Annotated in this window: 29 protein-coding genes and 1 tRNA gene; 13 read left to right on the top strand and 17 right to left on the bottom strand. The window is 66.6% G+C overall.

Going from position 1 to position 20,497, the window contains the following annotated elements:
• The first annotated feature begins 41 nt into the window (after positions 1-41).
• On the top strand, positions 42-662 hold the full coding sequence (gene pdxH / locus R2733_08525) for a pyridoxamine 5'-phosphate oxidase (GenBank protein ID MEZ5376546.1): 621 nt from the start codon (positions 42-44) through the stop codon (positions 660-662).
• Positions 663-803: 141 nt separating this feature from the next.
• On the opposite strand, the gene R2733_08520 is transcribed toward pdxH, so the two are convergent.
• On the bottom strand, positions 804-1,724 hold the full coding sequence (locus R2733_08520; GenBank protein ID MEZ5376545.1) for an LLM class F420-dependent oxidoreductase: 921 nt from the start codon (positions 1,722-1,724) through the stop codon (positions 804-806).
• A 36-nt stretch (positions 1,725-1,760) separates the two neighbouring features.
• Between R2733_08520 and R2733_08515 the strand changes: the two genes are divergently transcribed.
• Positions 1,761-2,423, top strand: coding sequence for a poly-gamma-glutamate hydrolase family protein (locus R2733_08515; protein MEZ5376544.1), 663 nt, complete (start codon positions 1,761-1,763; stop codon positions 2,421-2,423).
• Here the strand turns inward: R2733_08515 and R2733_08510 are convergent.
• The 4 genes from R2733_08510 to R2733_08495 form a co-directional block, all read right to left on the bottom strand.
• Positions 2,405-3,295: a cytochrome c biogenesis CcdA family protein gene (locus R2733_08510; protein MEZ5376543.1), complete on the bottom strand. Its 891-nt coding sequence runs from the start codon at positions 3,293-3,295 to the stop codon at positions 2,405-2,407. The two genes, R2733_08515 and R2733_08510, sit on opposite strands and share 19 nt — an antisense overlap.
• Before the next feature lie 18 nt (positions 3,296-3,313).
• Complete coding sequence (locus tag R2733_08505; protein ID MEZ5376542.1) at positions 3,314-3,850, bottom strand: TlpA disulfide reductase family protein; 537 nt, start codon at positions 3,848-3,850, stop codon at positions 3,314-3,316.
• Between the two features lie 180 nt (positions 3,851-4,030).
• A complete protein-coding gene (locus R2733_08500) occupies positions 4,031-4,495 on the bottom strand; it encodes a WhiB family transcriptional regulator (GenBank protein MEZ5376541.1) in 465 nt (154 codons plus the stop codon).
• A gap of 140 nt (positions 4,496-4,635) precedes the next feature.
• Positions 4,636-4,959 carry a hypothetical protein gene (locus R2733_08495; protein MEZ5376540.1) on the bottom strand — a complete coding sequence of 108 codons (324 nt, stop codon included), beginning with the start codon at positions 4,957-4,959 and terminating at the stop codon, positions 4,636-4,638.
• Positions 4,960-5,047: 88 nt separating this feature from the next.
• Here R2733_08495 and R2733_08490 point away from each other — a divergent pair, with 88 nt between their 5' ends.
• A complete protein-coding gene (locus R2733_08490) occupies positions 5,048-5,881 on the top strand; it encodes a thioesterase (GenBank protein ID MEZ5376539.1) in 834 nt (277 codons plus the stop codon).
• A gap of 18 nt (positions 5,882-5,899) precedes the next feature.
• Here R2733_08490 and orn read toward each other — a convergent pair whose 3' ends face one another.
• Positions 5,900-6,460 (bottom strand): oligoribonuclease, encoded by a 561-nt coding sequence (gene orn, locus R2733_08485; GenBank protein MEZ5376538.1) that lies wholly within the window; start codon positions 6,458-6,460, stop codon positions 5,900-5,902.
• A gap of 68 nt (positions 6,461-6,528) precedes the next feature.
• On the opposite strand from orn, the gene dut reads away from it, so the two are divergent.
• Positions 6,529-6,966 (top strand): dUTP diphosphatase, encoded by a 438-nt coding sequence (gene dut / locus R2733_08480; protein MEZ5376537.1) that lies wholly within the window; start codon positions 6,529-6,531, stop codon positions 6,964-6,966.
• Positions 6,967-7,008: 42 nt separating this feature from the next.
• Here the strand turns inward: dut and R2733_08475 are convergent, their stop codons facing one another.
• On the bottom strand, positions 7,009-7,362 hold the full coding sequence (locus R2733_08475; protein ID MEZ5376536.1) for a hypothetical protein: 354 nt from the start codon (positions 7,360-7,362) through the stop codon (positions 7,009-7,011).
• A 93-nt stretch (positions 7,363-7,455) separates the two neighbouring features.
• On the opposite strand from R2733_08475, the gene R2733_08470 reads away from it, so the two are divergent.
• Positions 7,456-8,391 (top strand): acyl-ACP desaturase, encoded by a 936-nt coding sequence (locus R2733_08470; protein ID MEZ5376535.1) that lies wholly within the window; start codon positions 7,456-7,458, stop codon positions 8,389-8,391.
• A gap of 169 nt (positions 8,392-8,560) precedes the next feature.
• On the top strand, positions 8,561-9,955 hold the full coding sequence (locus tag R2733_08465; GenBank protein ID MEZ5376534.1) for a HupE/UreJ family protein: 1,395 nt from the start codon (positions 8,561-8,563) through the stop codon (positions 9,953-9,955).
• A gap of 13 nt (positions 9,956-9,968) precedes the next feature.
• On the opposite strand, the gene R2733_08460 is transcribed toward R2733_08465, so the two are convergent.
• The 3 genes from R2733_08460 to R2733_08450 are packed head-to-tail and all read right to left on the bottom strand — an operon-like array spanning position 9,969 to position 11,975.
• Positions 9,969-10,556: an NAD(P)H-dependent oxidoreductase gene (locus R2733_08460; GenBank protein MEZ5376533.1), complete on the bottom strand. Its 588-nt coding sequence runs from the start codon at positions 10,554-10,556 to the stop codon at positions 9,969-9,971.
• Complete coding sequence (locus tag R2733_08455; GenBank protein MEZ5376532.1) at positions 10,553-11,182, bottom strand: NAD(P)H-dependent oxidoreductase; 630 nt, start codon at positions 11,180-11,182, stop codon at positions 10,553-10,555. Before R2733_08455 ends, R2733_08460 begins: the two co-directional genes overlap by 4 nt.
• 4 nt (positions 11,183-11,186) lie before the next feature.
• Positions 11,187-11,975, bottom strand: a complete 789-nt coding sequence (locus R2733_08450) for a class I SAM-dependent methyltransferase (GenBank protein MEZ5376531.1) — start codon at positions 11,973-11,975, stop codon at positions 11,187-11,189.
• A gap of 43 nt (positions 11,976-12,018) precedes the next feature.
• Here R2733_08450 and R2733_08445 point away from each other — a divergent pair, with 43 nt between their 5' ends.
• Positions 12,019-12,729, top strand: coding sequence for a hypothetical protein (locus R2733_08445; protein MEZ5376530.1), 711 nt, complete (start codon positions 12,019-12,021; stop codon positions 12,727-12,729).
• Positions 12,730-12,733: 4 nt separating this feature from the next.
• Here the strand turns inward: R2733_08445 and R2733_08440 are convergent, their stop codons facing one another.
• Positions 12,734-13,735 carry a glutaminyl-peptide cyclotransferase gene (locus tag R2733_08440; protein ID MEZ5376529.1) on the bottom strand — a complete coding sequence of 334 codons (1,002 nt, stop codon included), beginning with the start codon at positions 13,733-13,735 and terminating at the stop codon, positions 12,734-12,736.
• Between R2733_08440 and R2733_08435 the strand changes: the two genes are divergently transcribed.
• Positions 13,734-14,144 carry an ACT domain-containing protein gene (locus R2733_08435; GenBank protein ID MEZ5376528.1) on the top strand — a complete coding sequence of 137 codons (411 nt, stop codon included), beginning with the start codon at positions 13,734-13,736 and terminating at the stop codon, positions 14,142-14,144. The genes R2733_08440 and R2733_08435 overlap by 2 nt on opposite strands.
• Positions 14,145-14,148: 4 nt before the next feature.
• Here the strand turns inward: R2733_08435 and R2733_08430 are convergent, their stop codons facing one another.
• The 4 genes from R2733_08430 to R2733_08415 form a co-directional block, all read right to left on the bottom strand.
• On the bottom strand, positions 14,149-14,583 hold the full coding sequence (locus tag R2733_08430; protein ID MEZ5376527.1) for a gamma-glutamylcyclotransferase family protein: 435 nt from the start codon (positions 14,581-14,583) through the stop codon (positions 14,149-14,151).
• 17 nt (positions 14,584-14,600) lie between these two features.
• Positions 14,601-15,536 carry a glutaminyl-peptide cyclotransferase gene (locus R2733_08425; GenBank protein ID MEZ5376526.1) on the bottom strand — a complete coding sequence of 312 codons (936 nt, stop codon included), beginning with the start codon at positions 15,534-15,536 and terminating at the stop codon, positions 14,601-14,603.
• Between the two features lie 2 nt (positions 15,537-15,538).
• Positions 15,539-15,934 (bottom strand): hypothetical protein, encoded by a 396-nt coding sequence (locus tag R2733_08420; GenBank protein ID MEZ5376525.1) that lies wholly within the window; start codon positions 15,932-15,934, stop codon positions 15,539-15,541.
• 93 nt (positions 15,935-16,027) lie between these two features.
• Positions 16,028-16,102 (bottom strand) — tRNA-Lys (locus R2733_08415).
• A 104-nt stretch (positions 16,103-16,206) separates the two neighbouring features.
• On the opposite strand from R2733_08415, the gene R2733_08410 reads away from it, so the two are divergent.
• On the top strand, positions 16,207-17,361 hold the full coding sequence (locus R2733_08410; GenBank protein ID MEZ5376524.1) for a hypothetical protein: 1,155 nt from the start codon (positions 16,207-16,209) through the stop codon (positions 17,359-17,361).
• Between the two features lie 9 nt (positions 17,362-17,370).
• Entirely contained in the window at positions 17,371-17,592 is a 222-nt protein-coding gene (locus tag R2733_08405) for a hypothetical protein (protein MEZ5376523.1), read from the top strand.
• Between the two features lie 62 nt (positions 17,593-17,654).
• Here the strand turns inward: R2733_08405 and R2733_08400 are convergent, their stop codons facing one another.
• Positions 17,655-18,128 carry a M48 family metallopeptidase gene (locus tag R2733_08400; protein ID MEZ5376522.1) on the bottom strand — a complete coding sequence of 158 codons (474 nt, stop codon included), beginning with the start codon at positions 18,126-18,128 and terminating at the stop codon, positions 17,655-17,657.
• Positions 18,128-18,757, bottom strand: coding sequence for a histidine phosphatase family protein (locus tag R2733_08395; GenBank protein MEZ5376521.1), 630 nt, complete (start codon positions 18,755-18,757; stop codon positions 18,128-18,130). The genes R2733_08400 and R2733_08395 overlap by 1 nt, the downstream gene beginning before the upstream one ends.
• Positions 18,758-18,802: 45 nt before the next feature.
• Between R2733_08395 and R2733_08390 the strand changes: the two genes are divergently transcribed.
• The 3 genes from R2733_08390 (at position 18,803) to R2733_08380 (ending at position 20,487) form a co-directional block, all read left to right on the top strand.
• Positions 18,803-19,039, top strand: a complete 237-nt coding sequence (locus tag R2733_08390) for a MoaD/ThiS family protein (protein MEZ5376520.1) — start codon at positions 18,803-18,805, stop codon at positions 19,037-19,039.
• The gene (locus R2733_08385; protein MEZ5376519.1) at positions 19,036-19,866 is read left to right on the top strand and encodes a hypothetical protein; all 831 of its coding nucleotides are present in this window, start codon (positions 19,036-19,038) and stop codon (positions 19,864-19,866) included. The genes R2733_08390 and R2733_08385 overlap by 4 nt, the downstream gene beginning before the upstream one ends.
• Before the next feature lie 69 nt (positions 19,867-19,935).
• Entirely contained in the window at positions 19,936-20,487 is a 552-nt protein-coding gene (locus tag R2733_08380; protein ID MEZ5376518.1) for a hypothetical protein, read from the top strand.
• The last annotated feature ends 10 nt before the right edge of the window (positions 20,488-20,497 follow it).

Below are 20,497 nucleotides of genomic sequence, written 5' to 3'. Positions count from 1 at the left end.
GCCATCGATCGGCTTGACTGGAGGACGTGGATTTGGCCCGGATGCGCGCAGAGTACGAGAACCAAGGACTCGATGTCTCCGATGTCGAGCACGACCCGATGGATCAGTTCGAGCTGTGGCTCCGTGCCGCGCTCGACGCCGAGCTGGTCGAGCCCAATGCCATGGTGCTGGCCACCGTCGATCACCATGGCCGCCCGCACGCACGCAACGTCCTGCTCAAGGGCATCACCGACGGCGGGTTCGAGTTCTTCACCAACTACAACAGCGCCAAGGCGGAGCAGTTGGCGACCAACCCGGCCGCTGCGCTCACGTTCAGCTGGCTTGGCCTCCACCGGCAGGTCAATGTGATCGGCACCGTGTCCAAGGTCGAGCCGGGCGAGTCCGACGCCTACTTCGCCGTCCGTCCCCGTGGGTCGCAGCTCGGAGCCTGGGCATCGCTGCAGAGCACCGAGCTGCCCGACCGGGCCACGCTCGAGGGGCGCTACGAGGCAGCCGAGGCCGGATTCGAGGGTGTCGAGGTCCCGCGTCCGGACCACTGGGGTGGCTACCGGCTCGATCCGACCGAGATCGAGTTCTGGCAGGGCCGGCCCAGCCGTCTGCACGACCGGATCCGCTTCCGCAAGGTCGGCAACGACTGGACCCGCATCCGACTCTCCCCCTGACCCCCGTTCCGTCGCCGACCCCTCCCCGTTCTGTGCGTCATTCACCCCGCGTTCCCCGTTCTGTGCGTCAAAGTTCCCGGACCCGGGAACTTTGACGCACAGAACGGTTCCGACCGGTGAGTTTGACGCACAGAAGGAGGGTCAGAGGAGCTGGTTGCCGGCGAAGGCGATGTGGTCGAGGTCGGCGAGATCGAGCACCTGGAGGTAGATGCGGGTGATGCCGAGGTCGGCGTAGCGGCCGAGGCGGTCCCGGACCTCTTCCACCGTGCCGGCGGCGGAGTCTTCGCGCATCTGGACGAGGTCTCGCCCGATGTTGTCGGCGCGGCGTTGGGCGTCGGCCTCGGTCTCGCCCAGGCACATCACCATCGCCGACGAGAACACCAGCTCGTCGGGGTCGCGGTCGATCGCCTCGCAGGCGGCGCGCACCCGATCCATGATCGGGGGCAGATCGTCGAGCGGGACGAAGGGCGTGTTGAACTCGGCGGCGTAGCGGGCGGTGAGCGCCGGTGTCCGCTTGGGGCCGCGTCCGCCGATGATGATCGGCGGACCGGGCCGCTGGGTCGGCTTGGGAAGAGCAGGCGAGTTGGTGAAGGTGTGGAACTGGCCGGCGTGGTCGTAGGTCTCGCCTTCGGGCGTGGCCCACAGGCCCGTGATCTGCTCGAGGTATTCCGTGAGGCGGTCCATGCGCTCGCCGAGGTCGGGGAACGGCAGGCCATAGGCATCGTGCTCGGCCTCGTACCAACCGGCGCCGATGCCCAGCTCGACCCGCCCGCCACTCATCTGGTCGACCTGGGCGACCGTGATGGCCAACGGGCCGGGTTGGTAGAAGGTGACCGGGCTGACGAGCGTGCCGAGCCGGATGCGGCTGGTTTCGCGGGCGAGCCCGGCCAGCGTCGCCCACGCCTGCGTGGGGCCGGGCAGGCCAGAGACGTCGCCCATCTTCAGGTAGTGGTCGGAGCGGAAGAAGGCGTCGAAGCCGGCGTCTTCGGTCGCTTTGGCGACGGCGAGGAGGTCGTCGTAGGTGGCACCCTGCTGGGGCTCGGTGAAGATTCGGAGCTGCATACGGCCAAGGTAGTGGACGTGGGGCATGCTCTTGCCATGCAAAAGGTCGAACGTGGCATCGTCGATTTCGCCGATCTGCTCGCCCGGCCCGGGGTCATCGAGCATTGCGACCTCCGCAGTACCTTCGGTTTCATGGCCTTCCACGGCGGCAACCTCGAGCGGCTGACCGATCAGATTGCGAGTGAGGCAGCGGCCCGCTCCGGCGCTTCCTTCTATGGGGTCATCCAGCCGCCGGGCATGCGCCAGCACATCCCGTCGGCCAAGGTCGATCCCGAGCAGTCCGACACCCTGGCTCGATTCCTCGACCACTGCGACGTCGTCGTCGCCATCCACGGGTTCGGTAGCAACAAGCGTTGGACCGACCTGCTGTTCGGTGGCGGCAATCGCGACCTGGCTCGGCACCTTGCGTTCCATGTCCGCTCGGCGTTGCCCGCCTACCGGGTGGTCGATGACATCGACGAGATCCCTCGCCGGCTCCGTGGCCTGCATCCGTCCAATCCGTGCAACGCCACCCCGGGCGGCGGGGTGCAGATCGAGCTGTCACCACGAGTGCGCGGGCTGTCACCGTTGGCGCTCTACTACCCCGGCTCACATGGCGATCGCGCTCCGGGCCCATCGAATGGTGCCCTGCGGCGGTTCACCCACACGCAACACCTGATCGATGGTCTGGTCGAGGGCGCTCAGACCTGGGCGGCCTGACGAGCGGTCCGCTCGCCTCGACGAGCAACCGCTCCCGCAATCACGAGGCCGGCGTTGAGCGCGAGGAATCCCCAGCCCAGTACGGTCGATCGGTTGTTGATCCACGTGGCAAACGATCCCTGCCAGCCCTCGGCCGTGGTCACGATCGAGTTCCCGATCCCGGCGAGTCCGGTCGGCTCCTCGAGGAACGGCACCGAGAGCGACCACCAGCCGTAGATCGATACGTAGATACCGACGACGACGAGGACGACGGCGGAGATCAGCGTGATCTTCGGGAGGAGCTGGCGGAAGCGGTTGACGAGCCCACGCTTGCCGAAAGCAACGGCCAACGTGAGGGTGGTGGCGAGCAGACCCATGCCGAGGCCGTACGAGACGAAGCCGCCCAGGCGTTCGGTGAACCCCTTGCCCGAACTCGAGGTGCCGACCACGCCGAGGAACAGCCCAATGGTGCACGACAGGGACGCAATGGCATAGGACACGCCGAAGAGAAACATCGAGGCGACCGACCGGCTGCCCGTTCCCTTGTCGAGCTTCGGAAGCTTGAGGGCCAGGTCGAAGCCTCGCAGCATGGCGATACCGAGAGTGACGAGACCGATCCCGATCACGATCGTGACCCAAGGAAGCGCCCCGCTGATCGATGAGTAGAAGCCGGCGAACACCACACCGAGGAGGCCGAAGACCACCATGAATCCGGCCGACAGCGACAGCCCCACCATCTGGGCTCGATTCAGTGCGACGATGCGCGATTCGTCGGCTGCGTCGTCGAGACCGAGGAAGTAACCCAGGTAGGCGGGGAGGAGTGCAAAGCCGCACGGGTTGACCAGGGCAACCATGCCGATGGCGAAGGCGTACGGTTGGAACAGCTCACCCACGGGAGTCCCCAGTCCGCCTCATCCGAGCAGGTCCGTGTTGATGTACTCGCGCAGCGAGTCCTCGGTCTGGAGCCCCGCAACCATCTGCACCATGTTGCCTTCGGCGTCGAGGAAGATCGTGGTGGGCATGAACCGACCGTCGATGGCCTCGAACAGTTGGCCGGTGGCACCCTCGAACATCGTGGGGAACGTGACTCCGGTTTCGGTGACCATCGACTTCCACGACGATTCCTCGATGTCTCGGTTGATGCCCACGACGTTGACCTGGCCGGCGAACTCCTGGCTGATCTGTTCGAGATCGGGCATCTCGGCCTTGCACGGGCTGCAGTAGCTGGCGAAGAAGTTCACGACCGTGGGTTTGCCGGCGTAGGCCGCCAGTGTGGTGGTGCCTCCGTCGTCGGTGGTGAGTGAGATGGACGTCAGGTCGGGCGACTCGCCCGCCGCCTCGGCCGATCCGCCGGAGCACGCAGCCGCCAGGCCCACGAGCGCGAACAACGCTGCTCCGAGGCGGAGCAGCGAGGCCGGTTGATGATGGTGAGCGAGTGCAGTGGTCATGAGAAAGATCCGAAGGGGAGGGGAGCGTTGGCTCCTGGGACGTCAAACCGACTCCAGGATGCCAGCATTCCCCTCCCCGCCACCTTCGCCCGTCGACTGGTGCGAGCTCGCTTGTGTCCCGCAGAGGGACGGCCGTTGCTCGTACTGCGATCGGGCAGACCCGCTCGCCTGGTCAGGTGATCAGGCGATGAGCTTCTGTAGGTGCTCGGGCACCGGGATCATCGGGAGCTGATCCTCGGGCCGAGGGTTCTTTGGCGGGCGGCCGCGGCGACGTTTGATCATCACGATGCGACCGCTGTCGAACAGCTGGCCGCCCCAGACCCCACACGGCTCGCCTCGGTGGATTGCCTCCTCGAGGCAGGGGGCGATGACCGGGCAGTCGGCGCAGATGCGCTTTGCTGCCGCCATGTCGGTGAGCTCTTCGGAGAAGAACAGGTCCTTGGCATCGGGAACGGTCCGGCAGGCCGACGCCACCCACCAGTCCTGGGCGAAGGGGCTCGAGATCTGGTTGAGTTCGGCGATCGTCGTCGGGCTGACGCCGGCTTTCGCCGAGGTGGCAGCGGGCGACGCCGGGATCAGCGAGGTGAGCGTGCTCGATAAGGGAGGGACGGGGGAAGGTTCGATGGGTGTCGGAGTGGTCAACATGGGTGGTTCCGTGTTTCGAGTGGATCGTGAGCTGAGTGAGGAGGGCGGGCCGTGGTGCGGTCGAACCAGGCCGAAAAGCGAAGAAGCCGCCGGGAGCTTGTGCTCCCAGCGGCTTCGACTTCGACCAGTTCGATGATTCGTCAGGTCGGTCTTGAGCGCTGGGAGTGTGCCTTGGTGTTGAAGGCGATGGCATCGAACGCCGGCTTCGGGTTGGCAATCTCCACGATGGTCGAGCCATAAGCCCAGATACGGGTGGTGAGGCCATTGCCGCACGTGTTGCCCATGTGGCCGGTGGTCACGGCGTCGGCCATCACGGCGTCGGCACACATGGCGGCCGCGACGCGGGTCGAGGCGTGGGTGTGCGTGGCGAGGCCGCGATGGTGCTGCGAGGTCATCCCCCTGCCACGGGACGCGGCGGGCACGAGCTGGGCGGAGGCGCCGAGTGTGGAATCGGTCATCATCATCGGGGCCTCTCCTTTCGTGTCGTGCGAGGCGTCAAGCTGGCTGTAAGGGCGTGCCCGGGGGCACTGATTGCGAGCAACGCTCCTATGAATGGGCGAGCGTGTCAATCGAATTATCGGCCAATACCGTCGAATGGTGACCTCGAAGGCCCAACCTCTGACCCCGTTGCCGTCGGTCGGACGCGCATATTCCCAGGTCAGAAAGGTGCGATTGGGTGACGTGCGGCCCGACGGAAAACTTCGGTTCGACGCGCTGGTTCGCTACGCCCAGGACGTGTCGAACGACGACACGACCGACGCCGAGCTGGTCAACGACCTGGCTTGGGTGGTGCGCAAGACCACCGTCGACGTCGTCGTCGAGGCCGAGTTCGGTGAGGTCCTCACCTTCGTGACCTTCTGTTCCGGGTTGGGTGGTCGCTGGGCTGAACGCCGTCTCCATGTCACGGGCGACCGTGGTGCCCGCATCGAGGTCGCCACCCTCTGGGTCCATCTCGATCCCGACTCCGGCCGTCCGAGCCGTCTGTCGCAGCAGTTCATCGACCTCTACGCCGAGGCGGCGCAGGGACGCAAGGTCGGTGCCCGACTCGACCACCCCGATCCGGGGCCGTCGGCCACCACCCGCTCATGGCCCATCCGCTACGTCGACTTCGACATCTTCGACCACATGAACAATGCCGCCTACTGGGCTGCAGTCGAGGAACTGATCGCCGAGCGTTCGTTCCCGCCGGTGCGCTGCCGGGCCGAACTCGAGTACGGACACGGCATCGATCATGGTGGTGACATCACGCTCATCGTCGATGACGTAGCGGTGGGCCCTGCCACCTCTTCGAGCCGGGGATTCGCGCTCTGGTGGTCGTCCGACGAAGCCGCGAAGCCAGCGGCGTCGGGACTGGTGTTCTCGCTACCCGACGACTGGTACCGCTGAGGCAACGCCCGGCAACACTCAGCCGACGGTGTAGACCGCCGGGGCCTCCGGCGCCTTGAACATGGCCTCGCGGTAGAAGGCCAGTTCGGCGATGCTCTCCTTGATGTCGTCGAGGGCACGATGGGTGCCGGTCTTCTTCGGCGCACCACTGATGGCCTTGGGATCCCAGCGCTTGCCCAGTTCCTTGATGGTCGAGACGTCGATCGACCGGTAGTGCAGGAACTCCTCGATGTCGTTGAGGTAGGCCGCAAGGAACCGACGGTCCATGCCGATCGAGTTGCCGCACAGTGGCACCGATCGGGGCCCGAGGTGTTCCTGCAGGAAGGCGAGCGTCTGGGCGCCGGCCTCTTCGAGGGTGAGGGTCGACGAGCGGATGGCGTCGAGCAGGCCGGATTTGGTGTGCATGTCGATGACGACGTCGTCCATCTCGGCGAGCTCGGCCTCGGTGGCGTGGATCACGAGATCAGGTCCCTCGGCGACGATGTTGAGGTCGTCGTCGGTGATCAACGTGGCGATCTCGACGATCACGTGTCGGGTTGGGTCGAGGCCGGTCATTTCGAGATCCATCCAGGCAAGCACCCTTGGAGCCTACCCCCGGGCGGTGAACCCCGACCGGGTCGGTCTGCGCTCGGGCGTAGGGTGCAAGCGTGGTTGATGTTCCGCTCCTCCGTCTCGATCCCGATCTCGACGCACCGCGTCGCATGCGTGCCGGCGATGCCGCCGCCGATCTTCCGGCCGCCGCCGCTGTCACCGTTCCGGCCGGCGGTCGTGTGCTCGTGCCCACCGGGTTCGCGGTTGCCATCCCCGATGGGCACGCCGGCTTGGTGTTGCCTCGCTCGGGTCTGGCGCTCCAGCACGGGGTCACGGTGCTGAACGCCCCCGGTTTGATCGACTCGGGGTACCGCGGCGAGCTGAAGGTCGTGTTGCTGAACACCTCGTCGGTGGACGTCGTGATCGAGCGGGGTCAACGCATCGCCCAGTTGCTCGTGATTGCCGTCCCGGCCTTCCAGCTCGTGGCGACCGACTCGCTGCCGGAGGCGCCCGACGATCGCGGTGCGGCCGGGTTCGGCTCGTCGGGATCGTGACCGTCCCGACGACCTGAGGCTCGCCGTCCGGCGCTGTCGAAGTCAGCTCGCGTCTTCGAGCACCAGGCCCACGTGGGATGCACCGATGCTCGCTTCGTCGACGAGGCCTCCGAGGATGCCGGCGAGTTCTTCCTGTCGTTCGGTGCCGAGGTGGGCGTCGCTGTTGTTGATGTCGATGTTGAGGCGCCCGGGCTCCCACCGTGCCTCGACGGTGATCGTGCCGTCACCGGCCAGCGAGCCGACGGCCTCGTCGACGGCGAGCCGTAGTTGCTCGACCTGCTGGACGTCGATCTCGAGTCGTAGGGCGAGTCCGGCCATGGCGACCCGACCGACGCGGACGAATCGCTCGGCCGCAGGAAAGACGACCCGCATCGTGTCGGTGGTCCCGTCGTTCATCGGTCCACTATCCCACGAAGTGTCGCTCGTGCCCACGCAGAAATCGCCGCACGCCGGGCGCTCCCTACCTACTGGTCGGTAGGCTTGCGTCCCATGGTCATCGACGCCGACATCGCCTTCCTCGCCGAACTCGAAGCCACCGCCGAGACCCTGCTCGAGCGGCACCTCACCCAGACCAAGGAGTGGCACCCCCACACCATGGTGCCGTGGAGCCGGGGGCGCGACTTCGAACCCGACTACGAGTGGTCGCCCGATGAGGCCAACATCCCGGCCGACGTTCGCAGTGCGCTGTTCGTCAACCTGCTGACCGAGGACAACCTGCCCTACTACTTCCGCGACATCGAGCGCATGTTCGGCACCGATGGTGCGTGGGGCGAGTGGGTGCGGCGCTGGACCGCCGAGGAGGCGCGGCATTCGGCGGCGATCCGCGACTATCTCACGGTGACCCGAGCGATCGATCCGGTCGGCCTCGAACGGGCGCGCATGATCCAGATGGGCGGGGGCGAAGTCCCGCAACCACCGAACGCAGCCTCGGGCATGTTGTACGTCACCATGCAGGAACTGGCTACGCGCATCTCGCACCGCAACACCGGCAAGCTCCTCGAAGGCATCGATCGCGCCGGCTACGACATCATGCGTCGGGTGGCGATCGACGAGAACTTCCACTTCCTCTTCTACCGAGACATCGCCACGGCCGCCTTCGAGATCGATCCATCGCAGATGATGATCGCTCTCGAACCGCAGGTCACCGAGTTTGCCATGCCCGGAACCGGTATCCCCGATTTCGCTGCGCACTCCAAGGCGATTGCGAACGCCGGCATCTACGACTTCGCACTTCACCACGAGCAGATCCTCGTGCCGATCGTGCTCCAGCACTGGAACATCGCAGCGATCGAAGGCCTCGATGCCGAGGCGGAACAGGCGCGCGAGCGCATCGTGACCTACATCGACAAGGTCGGCCGTGTCGCCGCGCGAGTGAAGGCGAAGCGCGACGCCGCTGCCGAGAAGGCGCTCACCGTCGCCGTCTGATCTCGCCGGCGCCAGATCCCCGATCGTCGACGGACTGCATCCAGCTCGGCGCGCCCATCGAAAACGCTGCCAAGGGTCGAATTGCTGCTTGTCGGACCACGGTCGATCAGGCAAGCATGGGCCATCTCGTACGTGGTGGGCGTTGAGCAAGGTGGAAGGTCGGAGCACGATGGTGAAGCAGCAGTTGGTCGGTGGACGTAGGACATCGCGGCGCCTCGTGGCATTGGTTGCTGCGATCGCCGTGGTCATCCTTGGTACGCCGGCGACGAGTGGTGCGCACTCGGCCAATGAGCCACTCGTCTACCTCGACTTCACCGACATCGCAGTGGGTGGTCGCGTCGAGTTCCCGACACCGATGATCGAGGAGTACCTCGGCATTCCGCTCGAGGGCAAGGGCCAGGCACTCATCCCGCAGCTCGAAGCGGATCTCCCGAGGTTGCAGGCGTTCGCCGACGAGCATCTCGACATCATCGTCGATGGTCAGGCCATGCCGCTGACGTGGACCGGTCTCGACATCCTCTTCGAGGAGGGCATCGACACCGATCTCAACTTCGTCGATCTCGGCTTCACGGTCGAAGGTCTCGACGGCGAGATCCCCCGCACGTTCGATGTGCGGTTCGATCCCTTCTTCGACGAGACCGACGATTCCACCGCCCTCCTGCTGATCGGCAACGACATCCAGGGCGGCATCTTCGAGAACGGCGAGGAGTGGCTCATCGACTTCGACGACGACAACCGCGTGCGGTCAGTCGACCTCGGTGACGCCAGCCAGTGGAACAACTTCTCGTCGAGCGTCACCCTGGGCATCGACCACATCAAGACCGGTCCCGATCACATCCTGTTCATCCTCGTGCTGCTGCTCCCGTCGGTGCTGGTGTTCCGCAATGGCTGGCTTCCCGGCGACTCGTTCGGCTCGTCGCTCTGGCGGATTCTGAAGATCGTCACGATGTTCACGGTGGCGCACACGATCACGTTCAGCCTCGCTGGGCTCGGCATCTTGCCGCTGCCGCCGTCCAAGTTGGTCGAGTCGATCATTGCGATCTCGATCGCCCTGGCCGCGCTGCACAATCTCAAGCCCATCGCCCCCAACAAGGAGTGGGCGATCGCGTTCGGTTTCGGCCTGTTCCACGGCATGGGATTCGCCACGCTGGTCGAAGGCCTCGACGTGTCCCGCAAGACCCAGCTGGTGTCGCTGCTCGGCCGCAACATCGGGATCGAGATCGGCCAGACGGCGGTCGTGTTGCTCTCGTTCAGCGCCCTCTTCCTGATGCGCCGGACTCGCTACTACCAGCCGCTGTTCTTCCTGGCGTCGCTCGTGCTGGCCGGTATTGCGCTCGGGTGGATGTACGAGCGGGTCTTCGAGGTCGACCTCGGTATCAACGGTTTCGTCGAGCCCTTCTTCAAGTTCCCACGGATCCTGGTGCCCGTGGCACTCGGCACCATCGTGGCAGCGGGTATCCAACGGTTCGAGGCGACGACGGGGCGTTTGCTTCCGACCGCAGAACAGCTCGAAGGTCGCACCGGCGATCCCGAGGCCGACGAACGGATCACGGTCGGCGTCTGAGGGTCGACGGCAATCAGCGGGCGAAGCGTCGCTCGACTCGGTCGAGCCACTCGGTGCATGCTTCGGGAGCTTGTCGGTCGATCTTGTAGATCGCGGTGAAGCTGGTGCGACACAACGGGTGGCACAACAGCCGTAGGGTGCGGAAGACGATCAACCGCCCACCGTTGCCCTGCACGAGGTTGACCAGGCGCGAGGACCCGTGTGACGTGACGATGTCGAGACGGCGCACGTTCCAGAGCTTGGCGCGTATGCGACTCGAGTCGGCGGGAAGCTCGAACGCCACCTGGTGCATCCACGTCCGGTCGATCCAACCCTTGAGACGGGCCGGCTGGCCACTGAACCACGTGGGGTAGACCAGCACGATCCGCTGGGCCCAGCGGAGCGCATCGGCGTGGTCGGCGAGGTAGGGCCGATCGTTCGGATCGCCGATGTGGTGCTGCTGCTCGAAGGCGGTGAGCCGCGGATCGAATTGCTCGTTGTCGAGGTCGATGAGTCTCACCTCGTGTCCGGCGGCGTCGAGGCCGGCGAGCACGCGCTCGAGCGCAGCTCGAGTCAGTGAATCCGGGCGAGGATGTTCGACGACCACGAGGCAGCGCGTCATGGTTTACTCGATTCGGGTGACGCCGAGGCGGCAGGATCGAGGGAGGCGAACGACGCCTCGACCTCTCGGAGGTAGGCCTGGCGGGCCGCATCATCGATCGTGTTGATCTTGTGCAGCCGGTGGAAGTGGGTCTTGGTGGACCGGCCGCACACCAAGCGAATGGTGCGGGTGATCGTCCGGCGCCCGGCATCGCCGACGAAGAGCATGTACCAGGAAGGCGAACCGTACGTGGTGACGCCGATGAGGTGGCGGAGTTCGAGGACCCCCTTCACCTTGTTGGTCCGCTCGTCGAGCCGGAAGGCCACACCTGGCAGCATCGTGCGATCGAGCCAGCCCTTCAGGATGGCCGGCAGCCCCGACCACCACGTGGGGTACACGAGCACGAGTGCGTCGGCCCAGCGCACCAGTTCGATGTGACGAGCAACGACCGGATCGGGGTGCGCCTCGGCGATCGACTCGTAGTGTCGATGCTCGTCGTCGGTCATCCAGGGCCGGTAGTCGATCTCGTACAGGTCGATGAGCTCGACATCGTGACCAGCGGTGCGGAGCCCACTGACGACGGCGTCTCGCAACGCATGGGAATACGAGCCGGGGACGGGGTGAGCATGGACGACCAGGGCGTGCACCGCGTCAGGCTACGTCCCACCAGATCACGTCGGGCGGGGTACGTTCCGGCGGATGTTCCACGAGGAAGGCCGCCACCTCGTCGACTCGTTCGGGTCCGAGGCAGCACATTCGGGCCACCTGCTCGGCCTGCGCACGCGGCGATTGCGGGGCGCGCTGGGCGTTGATCTGCGTGTCGTGTTCGAGCGTGGCGTCGATTCCCGCCTCGAGCAACACGGCGTGGGCATCGTTCGCAGTCGGGCCGTCGGGCCGATCGAGCCCCCAGAAGTGTCGCCAGACCGTGCCGTTCCTCGTTTGGGGATGGCGGGGTGTCAGCTCGATCACGACCCGCCGTCGAGCCGAGTGGCCAAGCGCCAAAGCGAAGTCGCCAAGGTCGGGCACGTTGTAGACGACGTGGTGACACACGACGACATCGGCTCGTTCGACTGCGTCGCTGACGTCGGGCCAACGCCCGAGAACGGTCGAATGGGTGACACCTCGTTCTCGGGCCGAGGTGGCGAAGCGATCGAGCATCCCGCTCGACTCGTCGATGCCGACGAGTCGCGCCGCCGGTGGTGCGAGCGCGAGCGAAGCGGCGCCTCCTCCGCAGCCGATGTCGAGCACCGACCCGCCGTCGGGGAGCGCCTCGAGCGCTCGTCGTGTGGCGAGTCCCGGTGGCGTCGGCGTGTCCGACCGAGCGGCCGTGAACAGCTGCGGGTTCAGTTCCCATGGGCTCTGCCCCTTGGACCGTTCGAGGATCTCCTCGGGGATGGCCCACGCCGCCAGCGCCGCTCTCCATCGCTGCATTGCGCTCATCGATCGAGTCTGACAACACCGGTCGCACGAGGCAAAGTGGCGCATGACCGACGACGCCGCCCCGACCGACGAGCGATCACCGCTCGACAAGCTGGAACTGATGGCCATGCAGACGGCCCGGGTCGGCCCCGACCTCGATCATCTCGAGCTCTACACCATGAAGGGTCTCCTGGGCGTGCTGTGGCACGGCGACGCCGAACTGGAGAACGTGGTGGTGTGCGTCGGCGGTGCCATGGGCGGACTGCTCGGTCCCGACGGTGGTCTCTACCAGCGCCTCGGCGACACGCTGCCAGAGCTCGGTATCGGTGTGGTGCGCGTCGGCTACCGCAAGCCCAACGATCTCGGACGATGCGTACATGACACCTTGGCGGTCATGGAACTCGTGGCGCGCTACGGCGGGCGCCGATTCGTCACCCTCGGACACTCCTTCGGCGGGGCGGTCGCCGTCCAGGCGGCTGCCCACCTGGACCGGTCGACGGTGCCGGGTGTGGTCACCTTCGCCACCCAATCGGCGGGATGCGAGGCTGCGGATCGATTGGGTGACCGCGACCTGCTGTTCTTTCACGGCACCAACGACACGATCCTGCCGTCGTTCGCAAGCGAGATGGTGCGCATGATCGCCGGCACCGGGGAACTCGTCCTCTTGGACGGGGCCGACCACCTCCTCGCGCCCGCAGGACCCGAGATCCTCGCCCGCCTCATCGAACACCTTCCGTCGGTCTTCGCAGCGGCACCGCCCGCCGAGGCAGGTTGAGGCGTCAGCTCGCGACGATCTCGACCTCGTACATCACCGGCCAATATTTGCCGGTGAGGTACCACCTTCCGGTGTCGGGCTGGAAGGCGATGCCATTGAGGACGTAGTCGGCGTTGTCGGCCGACAGCCCGTCCGGTCGTAGGGCCGAGGCATCGACCACCGCAACGACGATGCCGGACATCGCGTCGATCACCACGATCTGATCGAGTCCGTAGACATTGGCCAGGATCTGGTCGCCAACACACTCGAGTTCGTTCAGCATCTCCAGCGGTCTGCCGTTCGTGGTGACCGCCAATGTCGAGACGACCTCGAACGTGACCGGGTCTCGCTTCGTCAGCAGGTTCGTCCCACTGCTCATGATGAGGTGATCACCGTCGTGACACAGGCCCCAACCGTCGCCTTCGTAGCGTTGGGTCGTGATCGGTGCCAGGTCGTCGATCCCGCTCCGCAGCAGCTCGCCCTCGCGCCAGCTCAGTTGCAGGATCTCGCCACCGACGATGGTGAGACCTTCGCCGAAAAGGTGGTCGGCGAGCGGCACGAGGGCGTCGACCTCGCCGGTCGTCGGATCGATGCGCCGGAGGTCGGACTGTTCGTACTGCCCGGTGCTCTCGTAGAGCCATCCGTCGTGCCATTCGAGGCCCTGGGTGAAGGCGTACGGGTCGTGGGCGAGCTCGTCGACCACCGTCACGGTGTAGTTCCCCATCAGCGGCTCGATCGCTGCCGGTGCGGCGAGCGTCGTCGTGGTAGTGGATGTGGAGGTGGTGGACGAGTCGCCGACCGCCGGGGTCGTGGGTGACGCCACGGTTGTCGGCACCGTCGAGGAGTCGTCGACCGACATCGTCACGTCACCTGCGGAGGAGACCGAACTGCACGCCGTGGTGAGCAGCAGCAATGCGGCGAACACCGTGCAGAGGGGAAGCGGCACACCCGAGGTCAAGCGTCGAAGACTACTGCCCGCCCCGGCCTCCTCGGCGTCGGCGAAGGCGACCGGTAGCGTCGGCCCCATGTCCGGCGAAACCGACCTCGACTCCATGTTGGCGACCCTGAGTGTCTCGCGGCGAGCCGAGACCTACGCAGTCGTCCATGTCGATGGCGTACCCGATCAAAGCGAGGCACCGGTCGTCGGTGACGGGATCGAGGCACTCGTGGTCGAGAGTGAAGGGCTCACCGTGGTGTGCACGCTCGGGGTCGCGCTCGACCGCGGCTGGCGGGTCGATTTCGAAGCGGCCTGGCTGACCCTTGACGTGCACAGCGCGCTCGAGGCCGTGGGCCTGACGGCTGCGTTCTCCACTGCGCTCGGATCAGCGGGGATCCCGTGCAATGTGCTTGCCGGGTTCTTCCATGACCACCTGCTGGTACCGGTCGATCGGGCCGACGACGCCATCGCCTGCCTCGAAGGGTTGCGGGAGCGCTGACGCGTCAGCGGAGGCGGGCCCGCCAATCGCCGCCCGGGATGGGCCGCCAATGTGCGGGAATCGGCCAGCGGTAGTGGTAGCACCAGGCGTCGATGAACTCGCCGGCGTCGGCGCGCACGGTGGTGATCAGCCGCTCGTACTCGGGTCGGCCGTCGTCGTCGACCTCGAGTTCCAGCCGATCGACCGACGCCAGCACCTCGGGTTGGGTCACCTCGAAGACGTGCACCACGACCCGATCCGAGCCCGGGAGGAGGGCGGGGTAGGGGTAGGCATCCGTCGTCAGGGCCGGTACCTCGACCAGTCGCCCACCGATGGTGCCGCTGGTCGCGAGCAGGCTCGACCCCAGGTAGGTCGAGTGGTTTCGCTCACCGAACATCAGCGTCCCGTAGACCGCCAGGTGTCGGCAGCGACGCAGGTCGTCGTCGAGCGGATGATGCATCGAGCGCCGACGATCGGTCAGCCGGCCGGAACGAAGCGCACTTCGTACATCGTGTTCCAGCGCTTGCCGGTCACGAAGAAGGTCGAGGACGATGCCCGATAGGCGATGCCGTTCAGCACGTCCTCCTGGCCGAGGGTTTGGTCGGTCGGGATGAGCGACTGGGCATCGACGATGGCGGTCACCGCACCGGTGGACGGATCGATCTGCAGGATCTCCGAGGTCAACCAGCGGTTGGCCCAGATCACGCCGTCGACGCATTCGAGTTCGTTGAGGTTGGAGACGGGTTGGCCGTCGTAGGTGACGTCGATCGACCCGGTGGCCTCGAAACTCGCGGGGTCACGGACGGTGAGTCGGCTGGAGCCGTCACTCATGACGAGGCGGTCGGCCTCGGCACAGATCCCCCAACCTTCGCCGTCGAAGTCGAACTGGCCGGTTGCCTCGAGGGTGGTGGGGTCGGCAACGATGGCTCGCCCCGCCTTCCAGGTCAGCTGGACGAGTCGATCGTTCGACACCGTGATGCCATTGCCGAACTGTTCGAGCGGGAGCTTGACCTCGGCCGTGACGGTTCCAGTGACGGGATCGACGATGCGTCGGGCCGAATTGCCGTACTCGCCGACCCCTTCGATCAGTGCGTCGTCGTGGAACTCGAGACCCTGCGTGAAGGCCAGCGGATCGTGGGGGTAGCGGTTCACGATCTCGGGGACCAGCACCTGCACCCCTGCCGCTGCGGTGGGGACCGTGGTGGTCGTGTCGAGCGTGGTGGGGACGGTGGCCTCGACGACACTCGTGGTGGTCGACGCACTGGTGGCCGGGGCCGAGCTCGACGTGGTCGGATCGGACGCAATGGTCGACACAGCGGCGCCGTCACTCGACGGTTCGATGCGTGAGCAGCCGACGACGGTGGCAGCGGCGACCCCGATGGTGGCCAGTTGCCGGAGCAGTCGGGCGGGCAAGTTCAGCCTCCGAGCAGTCGGGCCTTGGCTGCCTTGGAGCGCTCGAGGATGGCGGCAGGAATCTGGCTGGCGATGCCGTCGCCTCCGCCGCCTCCGCCCTCGGCCGCCGGGGCGTCGCCGGAGGCGGCCGACTCGTCACGTAGCGCCGCTTCGGCCTGCGCCGCGGCTCGGGCATGCCATTCATCGACCTGTGATGGACGGACGAGATCGATGTGGCTGACCTGGCCGACGATCTCACCGTCGGCGAATCGAACCCAGTACCGGATCCACGGATCGAACCCATTGATGAGCTTGACCTTCGCCTGTGAGCCCTCGGGATGAGGCCCGAGCGCCCTCGTGGTCAACACCTTCTCGCCTCGCCGGAATGGCGTGTCGAGTGTGGGTGCAGACTTGGCCATGGGACCGGCTCCTGGGAAAGGTGAACGTTGGATCGGCGGCGGACCGCCCGAGCAGGCTAGTCGCTCGCTCGGTGGACCACGAAGCACGCAGCGTGCCCCCGGTGGGATTCGAACCCACGACCAATGGATTAAAAGTCCACTGCGCTAACCAGGCTGCGCCACAGGGGCGAGTCGAGGCTACTTGTGTCGCACCCCGACAGCACGCTTTTCTCCGGTCGGCGATGGTGGACAAACGACCTGGTGCGGTGTGTTCGCGGCGGCAAGGTGACAACATGGAAACGATGTCGTCCCGAGGCTCGAACAACCGGCACACGAAGGGTCCGGGCGCCGGTGCTGTCGATCCGACGGGGATCCGCCGCCAGCTGGTGTTGCGGTGGCTGGTCCCGGGTTTGGTGGCCGCCGGTCTTGCTGCGGCGTGTGGTGAGATCGAACCTCCCGATCTCGGGGCCGAGATCACCGTCGCCACCACGATCGACACCGACCAGGACGCGGCCGTTGCGTCGCAGAGCGACGAACCGGTACCGCTCGAGGCACAGGCGCCGTTGGCGGTGCTCCCGCCTCGCGATCCGGGCTATGTGTCGGTCGTCGTGCTCGGAACGCCCGACGGCGTGTCGAGCGGCCCGTTCGACGACCTGGCGCCGTTGGCCGAACCGCTCGGATCGCTGTCCACCGATGCCGTTGCCGACGATCTCTTCGGCGGGCTGGTCGTCGACGCCTCCGGGAGCGGCGTGCTGTGGTACGCCGCCGAGGGTGCCGAGGCGGTCGCCATCCGCCCGCCTGGCGTCCGTCTGCTCGACGTCGGATATCTGAACAACACGGCCGAGGCGCTGGTCCTCGTCGACGACAAGTTGGTCGAGCGTGTCCGGCTGTTCGACCTCGAGGCCGAACCGATCATCGTGCTCGACGACGCCGATGAGCTGCTCGACTTCTCCGCTGCAGGTGGTCTCTACGCGGTCACCGTGGGGAACGAGGAGTGCGGGCGCATCGGGTTCCTCAATTCTCTTGGCGATCCAGTCGGCATCGCCGGGCCGACCGTCGTGGAGTGCCCGGTGCCTCGACGAGCCACGTTCACGCTGATCGATCTCAGCCCTGACGGTGACGCCATGGCGTATACCGAGGTCACCTACCGTTCCGACGGCGTCGAAGCGAGCACCGAACTGGTCGGCGCCGAGCTGAGCAGTGGCGTCGAGCTCTTCCGGATCCCGGTGGGTGGTGCCGGCGACCGCATCAGCTCGCTGAGTTTCGATGGTCGCCGGGTCGTCTTCGTGCGCACGCCACTCGAGGGCGACAACCGCGACCTCGTGCTCATCGATGCCGTCACCGATGGCCTCCCGGTCGAGGAGGTGGCACCGCTTCCACGCTCAGGGGCCTTCGACGTCTCGTTCGCCCGGCTGCCGCTCAAGGTCGGTGCCGACTCGAATGGATAACATCGAGCCGTGATGCAGCCGCCGCCCGCCCGACCCCCCTTCGCGACGCCGACCGTCCCACCGGTTCCGCCGCGAGTGGTGGCACCGTCGATGTCGGCACTCGCGCATCCGTTGCCGGCGTCGCCCACGAGCGGTCGTGATCTGCCGACCATGGCCGACCTCGACCAGCTGCAATCACAACTCGACGCCCTCGACCTGACGCTCGCCGATCTCGACCAGTCCGGATCCTGAAGATCACGTCTGCGGTCGGCGACTTCACACCGGCTGGCCGGCGGGCGCTCAGGTGGTGACGGTCAGTCTTCCCCGCCCTTGGCGATGAGGTAGCCGCGTGCTCGTTCCGTGAGCGGATATCGGCCGACCAGGCGCCAGAACGCCGGCGAATGGTTCGGTTCGACCAGGTGCGCCAATTCGTGCACGATCACGTAGTCGACGACCCAGTCGGGAAAGCCCGACATCCGGTCCGAGAGCCGGACCACCCGGTCGGCCGGCGTGCATGAACCCCAGCGGTGTCGCTGATTGGAGACCCAGCGGATGGACTCGGGCACCGGGAGGTCGTGGCGTTTGGCGAGCCTCGCCGCTCGGTCGACGAGGTCGAACTCGGCGGCGTCACGACGACGTTCGTAGAGGGAACGGAAGTGGACGACCATCTTGTCGACCTCCTTCGCCGGCATTCGTGACGGCACTCGGATGACCACGACCCCGTCGATCAGCCGGGCCTGGGCCGTCTTCTTCCGGCGGTCGCTCCGGATGATCTCGACCTCGAGCATCAGATGCGGTTGCCGTCGCCACCCGTGGCGATCTCCTCGTCGAGGAATCGCACCTGCTCGCCCAGTGAGATCCGATCGTCGGCCCCAACATGCACGACTCGACCCGAGAGGTTCGGGACTCGTCCGTCGATGACACCGTGATGTTCCTCGATCGCCTTGATCACCCCGCCATGACAGAGGACCAACACCGTCGACCCACGCATCTCGTCGGCAATCTGACGGAGCGCAGGCAGCACCCGCCCGATGAGTTCGTGGTCGGTCTCGAAGTCGTCGGGTCGGCGATGGTCGTCGAGCCATCCCGGATACGCCGCCTCGATGTCGTCGCGCGTGAGCCCCGACCACGAGCCGGCCGAACGTTCACGGAGATCATCGTGGACGAGCACCGGGCCGACCCCGTTCGCTTCGGAGATGATCATTGCGGTCGACAGCGCACGGTCCTGGGGTGACGAAACGATGGCATCGGTCACGCCGATGCGGGTGGCGGCGAATGCCGCCTGCTCGCGACCATGCGCGGACAAGGGCGGATCGGCTTGGCCCTGCCAACGCCGTTCGGCGTTCCACGTGGACTGACCGTGGCGGGTGAGGAGCAGCACGGTCGCCGGGCCCGAGGCGGAGGACGAAGCGGTCATGGTGCCCAGAGTAAATGGTCGGAGCCCGAGCTCTACACTCGGGCCGTGGCCACCCTCCGTCTCTTCGCACAAGCTCGCGAACTCGCCGGCACGGCGAAGGTCGACATCGATGCGGCCACGGTCGGCGCCGTGGTCGCCGAAGCCCGCACTCGCTTCGGTCCCGACTTCGCCTCCGTTGCCGACAACGCTCGAGTCTGGCTCAACGGATCGCCGGCCGACGACGCTGATCCGGTGGTGGCCGGCGACGAGGTGGCGATCCTCCCGCCGGTTTCTGGCGGATGACCACTTCGAGCCCGCCGACTCGTCGGGTGCGCCGCCAACTCCGGGCCGAGCAGCGAATGCAGGCCCAAGAGCAGCGGTGGCGCCAGCAACGGTTTGCCGTTCCCCATCGCGTCGACGGGCCGAAGGTGACACTGGGAGTGGCCTGGTTCCTGGGGCTCCTCGCCGCCACCACGCTGACCCCAAAGCTGGTGGCCATCTTCGTGCTTCCTGCGGCGGCCATTGCTGCCCTCCAGACGGCGCACGCGTGGGAACGCGAGGCCTCGATCGACCGTCAGCTCGCCGCTGGTCTCACCGTGGTCGTCGCTGCCACCGGATTGTTCGACAGTGCGCTGTGGCTGGGGATGGGGGTGGTCGTCGCCACGCTGGCCATCGCGGCGTACGCGGGCGCAACGGTCACCGGACGCGGTGCGCAGCCGTTGCAGTTCGCCGAGCTCACTGTTCGCTGTGCCATCCCGATGGGGGTGGCTGCCGGCTCGTTGACCCTGCTCGCGTCGCAACACGTCGGTGCCTTCGTGGCCTTGCTCTGCCTCGTGAGCGCCTATGAGTCCGGCGACTTCCTGATCGGATCGGGTGCCGTCAACGACGTGGAAGGCCCGGCGGCCGGTGTCGTTGCGGTGGGGATCGTCGGTGCCGGTGTCTGGCTGCTGGCTCCCGAGCCGCTGACCACCACCATCATCCCGTTCTTCGTCGCTCTGACAGCGCTGGCGTGTCCGTTGGGCCAGATCTTCGGGTCGGCGCTGCTTCCTCGTGGCGATGCCTGGGCGCCGGGGCTGCGCCGCATCGATTCGTACCTCCTAGCCGCTCCGATCTGGTTACTCCTCCTCTGAGCGGCCACTGGGGTCGGCGCCCGACGCTGGTTCGGTGATCCCTCCGGGTAGCCGGTAGTCTCACGCAGTGTGATCGACGCTCTTGAACAGGTTCTGGCCGACGACCTCCTCGATGGTCTCACCACGCGCCCGATGGAAGAGGTCCGTTCGCTGCGCACCCAGTGCGCCCAGGTCGAAGCCGACGTCTCGCTCGCTCGCCGAGTCGTGCAGGGCCGACTCGACATCATCGGCTACGAGGCCCGCCGTCGCAACGGCGACGCCGACGCTGCCGATGCGCTTCCCGGGCTGCTGTTCGACCTGCCGTCGTTGATGACCGACGAACCCCGCCCCGGTGCGCCCACCACCACCCCGGGTGCTCGTCCGGTGTCCATCAACGCTCCCGGCGACGTGGCCGCCGCCCTCGTCGAACGGCTCGACGCCGTGGCGTCGCCCGGCAAGCTCACCGGCGTCGGCACCATGTCCGACGCCGAGCTCGCCGAGTTGCTCGATCGTATGCGGGCCTACGAGATCGAGCTGTCCACCGTTCGTCGTCGCCTCCACGACCGGATCGATGCCTTCCAGTCCGAGATCGGCCGTCGCTACCGCGACGGCGAGGCCTCCGTCGATTCGCTGTTGCGCTGATCAGCGAGCG

Source organism: Acidimicrobiales bacterium, assembly GCA_041394265.1.
Taxonomy (GTDB): domain Bacteria; phylum Actinomycetota; class Acidimicrobiia; order Acidimicrobiales; family SZUA-35; genus JBBQUN01.
The sequence above is the reverse complement of the archived record's forward strand: the minus strand, read 5'-3'. Positions and strand labels throughout refer to the sequence as shown.

Bases quoted from the DNA above. Each gene is read 5' to 3' on its own strand.
- R2733_08470 (MEZ5376535.1), top strand. From the start codon at position 7,456: ATGGTCATCGACGCCGACATCGCCTTCCTCGCCGAACTCGAAGCCACC.
- R2733_08450 (MEZ5376531.1), bottom strand. From the start codon at position 11,975: ATGAGCGCAATGCAGCGATGGAGAGCGGCGCTGGCGGCGTGGGCCATC.
- R2733_08465 (MEZ5376534.1), top strand. From the start codon at position 8,561: ATGGTGAAGCAGCAGTTGGTCGGTGGACGTAGGACATCGCGGCGCCTC.
- R2733_08475 (MEZ5376536.1), bottom strand. From the start codon at position 7,362: ATGAACGACGGGACCACCGACACGATGCGGGTCGTCTTTCCTGCGGCC.
- R2733_08385 (MEZ5376519.1), top strand. From the start codon at position 19,036: ATGACCACTTCGAGCCCGCCGACTCGTCGGGTGCGCCGCCAACTCCGG.
- R2733_08490 (MEZ5376539.1), top strand. From the start codon at position 5,048: ATGGGCGAGCGTGTCAATCGAATTATCGGCCAATACCGTCGAATGGTG.
- pdxH (MEZ5376546.1), top strand. From the start codon at position 42: ATGCGCGCAGAGTACGAGAACCAAGGACTCGATGTCTCCGATGTCGAG.
- R2733_08515 (MEZ5376544.1), top strand. From the start codon at position 1,761: ATGCAAAAGGTCGAACGTGGCATCGTCGATTTCGCCGATCTGCTCGCC.
- R2733_08460 (MEZ5376533.1), bottom strand. From the start codon at position 10,556: ATGACGCGCTGCCTCGTGGTCGTCGAACATCCTCGCCCGGATTCACTG.
- R2733_08520 (MEZ5376545.1), bottom strand. From the start codon at position 1,724: ATGCAGCTCCGAATCTTCACCGAGCCCCAGCAGGGTGCCACCTACGAC.
- R2733_08395 (MEZ5376521.1), bottom strand. From the start codon at position 18,757: ATGACCGCTTCGTCCTCCGCCTCGGGCCCGGCGACCGTGCTGCTCCTC.
- R2733_08495 (MEZ5376540.1), bottom strand. From the start codon at position 4,959: ATGATGATGACCGATTCCACACTCGGCGCCTCCGCCCAGCTCGTGCCC.
- R2733_08435 (MEZ5376528.1), top strand. From the start codon at position 13,734: ATGTCCGGCGAAACCGACCTCGACTCCATGTTGGCGACCCTGAGTGTC.
- R2733_08430 (MEZ5376527.1), bottom strand. From the start codon at position 14,583: ATGCATCATCCGCTCGACGACGACCTGCGTCGCTGCCGACACCTGGCG.
- R2733_08500 (MEZ5376541.1), bottom strand. From the start codon at position 4,495: ATGTTGACCACTCCGACACCCATCGAACCTTCCCCCGTCCCTCCCTTA.
- R2733_08410 (MEZ5376524.1), top strand. From the start codon at position 16,207: ATGGAAACGATGTCGTCCCGAGGCTCGAACAACCGGCACACGAAGGGT.
- R2733_08400 (MEZ5376522.1), bottom strand. From the start codon at position 18,128: ATGCTCGAGGTCGAGATCATCCGGAGCGACCGCCGGAAGAAGACGGCC.
- R2733_08420 (MEZ5376525.1), bottom strand. From the start codon at position 15,934: ATGGCCAAGTCTGCACCCACACTCGACACGCCATTCCGGCGAGGCGAG.
- R2733_08440 (MEZ5376529.1), bottom strand. From the start codon at position 13,735: ATGGGGCCGACGCTACCGGTCGCCTTCGCCGACGCCGAGGAGGCCGGG.
- R2733_08445 (MEZ5376530.1), top strand. From the start codon at position 12,019: ATGACCGACGACGCCGCCCCGACCGACGAGCGATCACCGCTCGACAAG.
- R2733_08505 (MEZ5376542.1), bottom strand. From the start codon at position 3,850: ATGACCACTGCACTCGCTCACCATCATCAACCGGCCTCGCTGCTCCGC.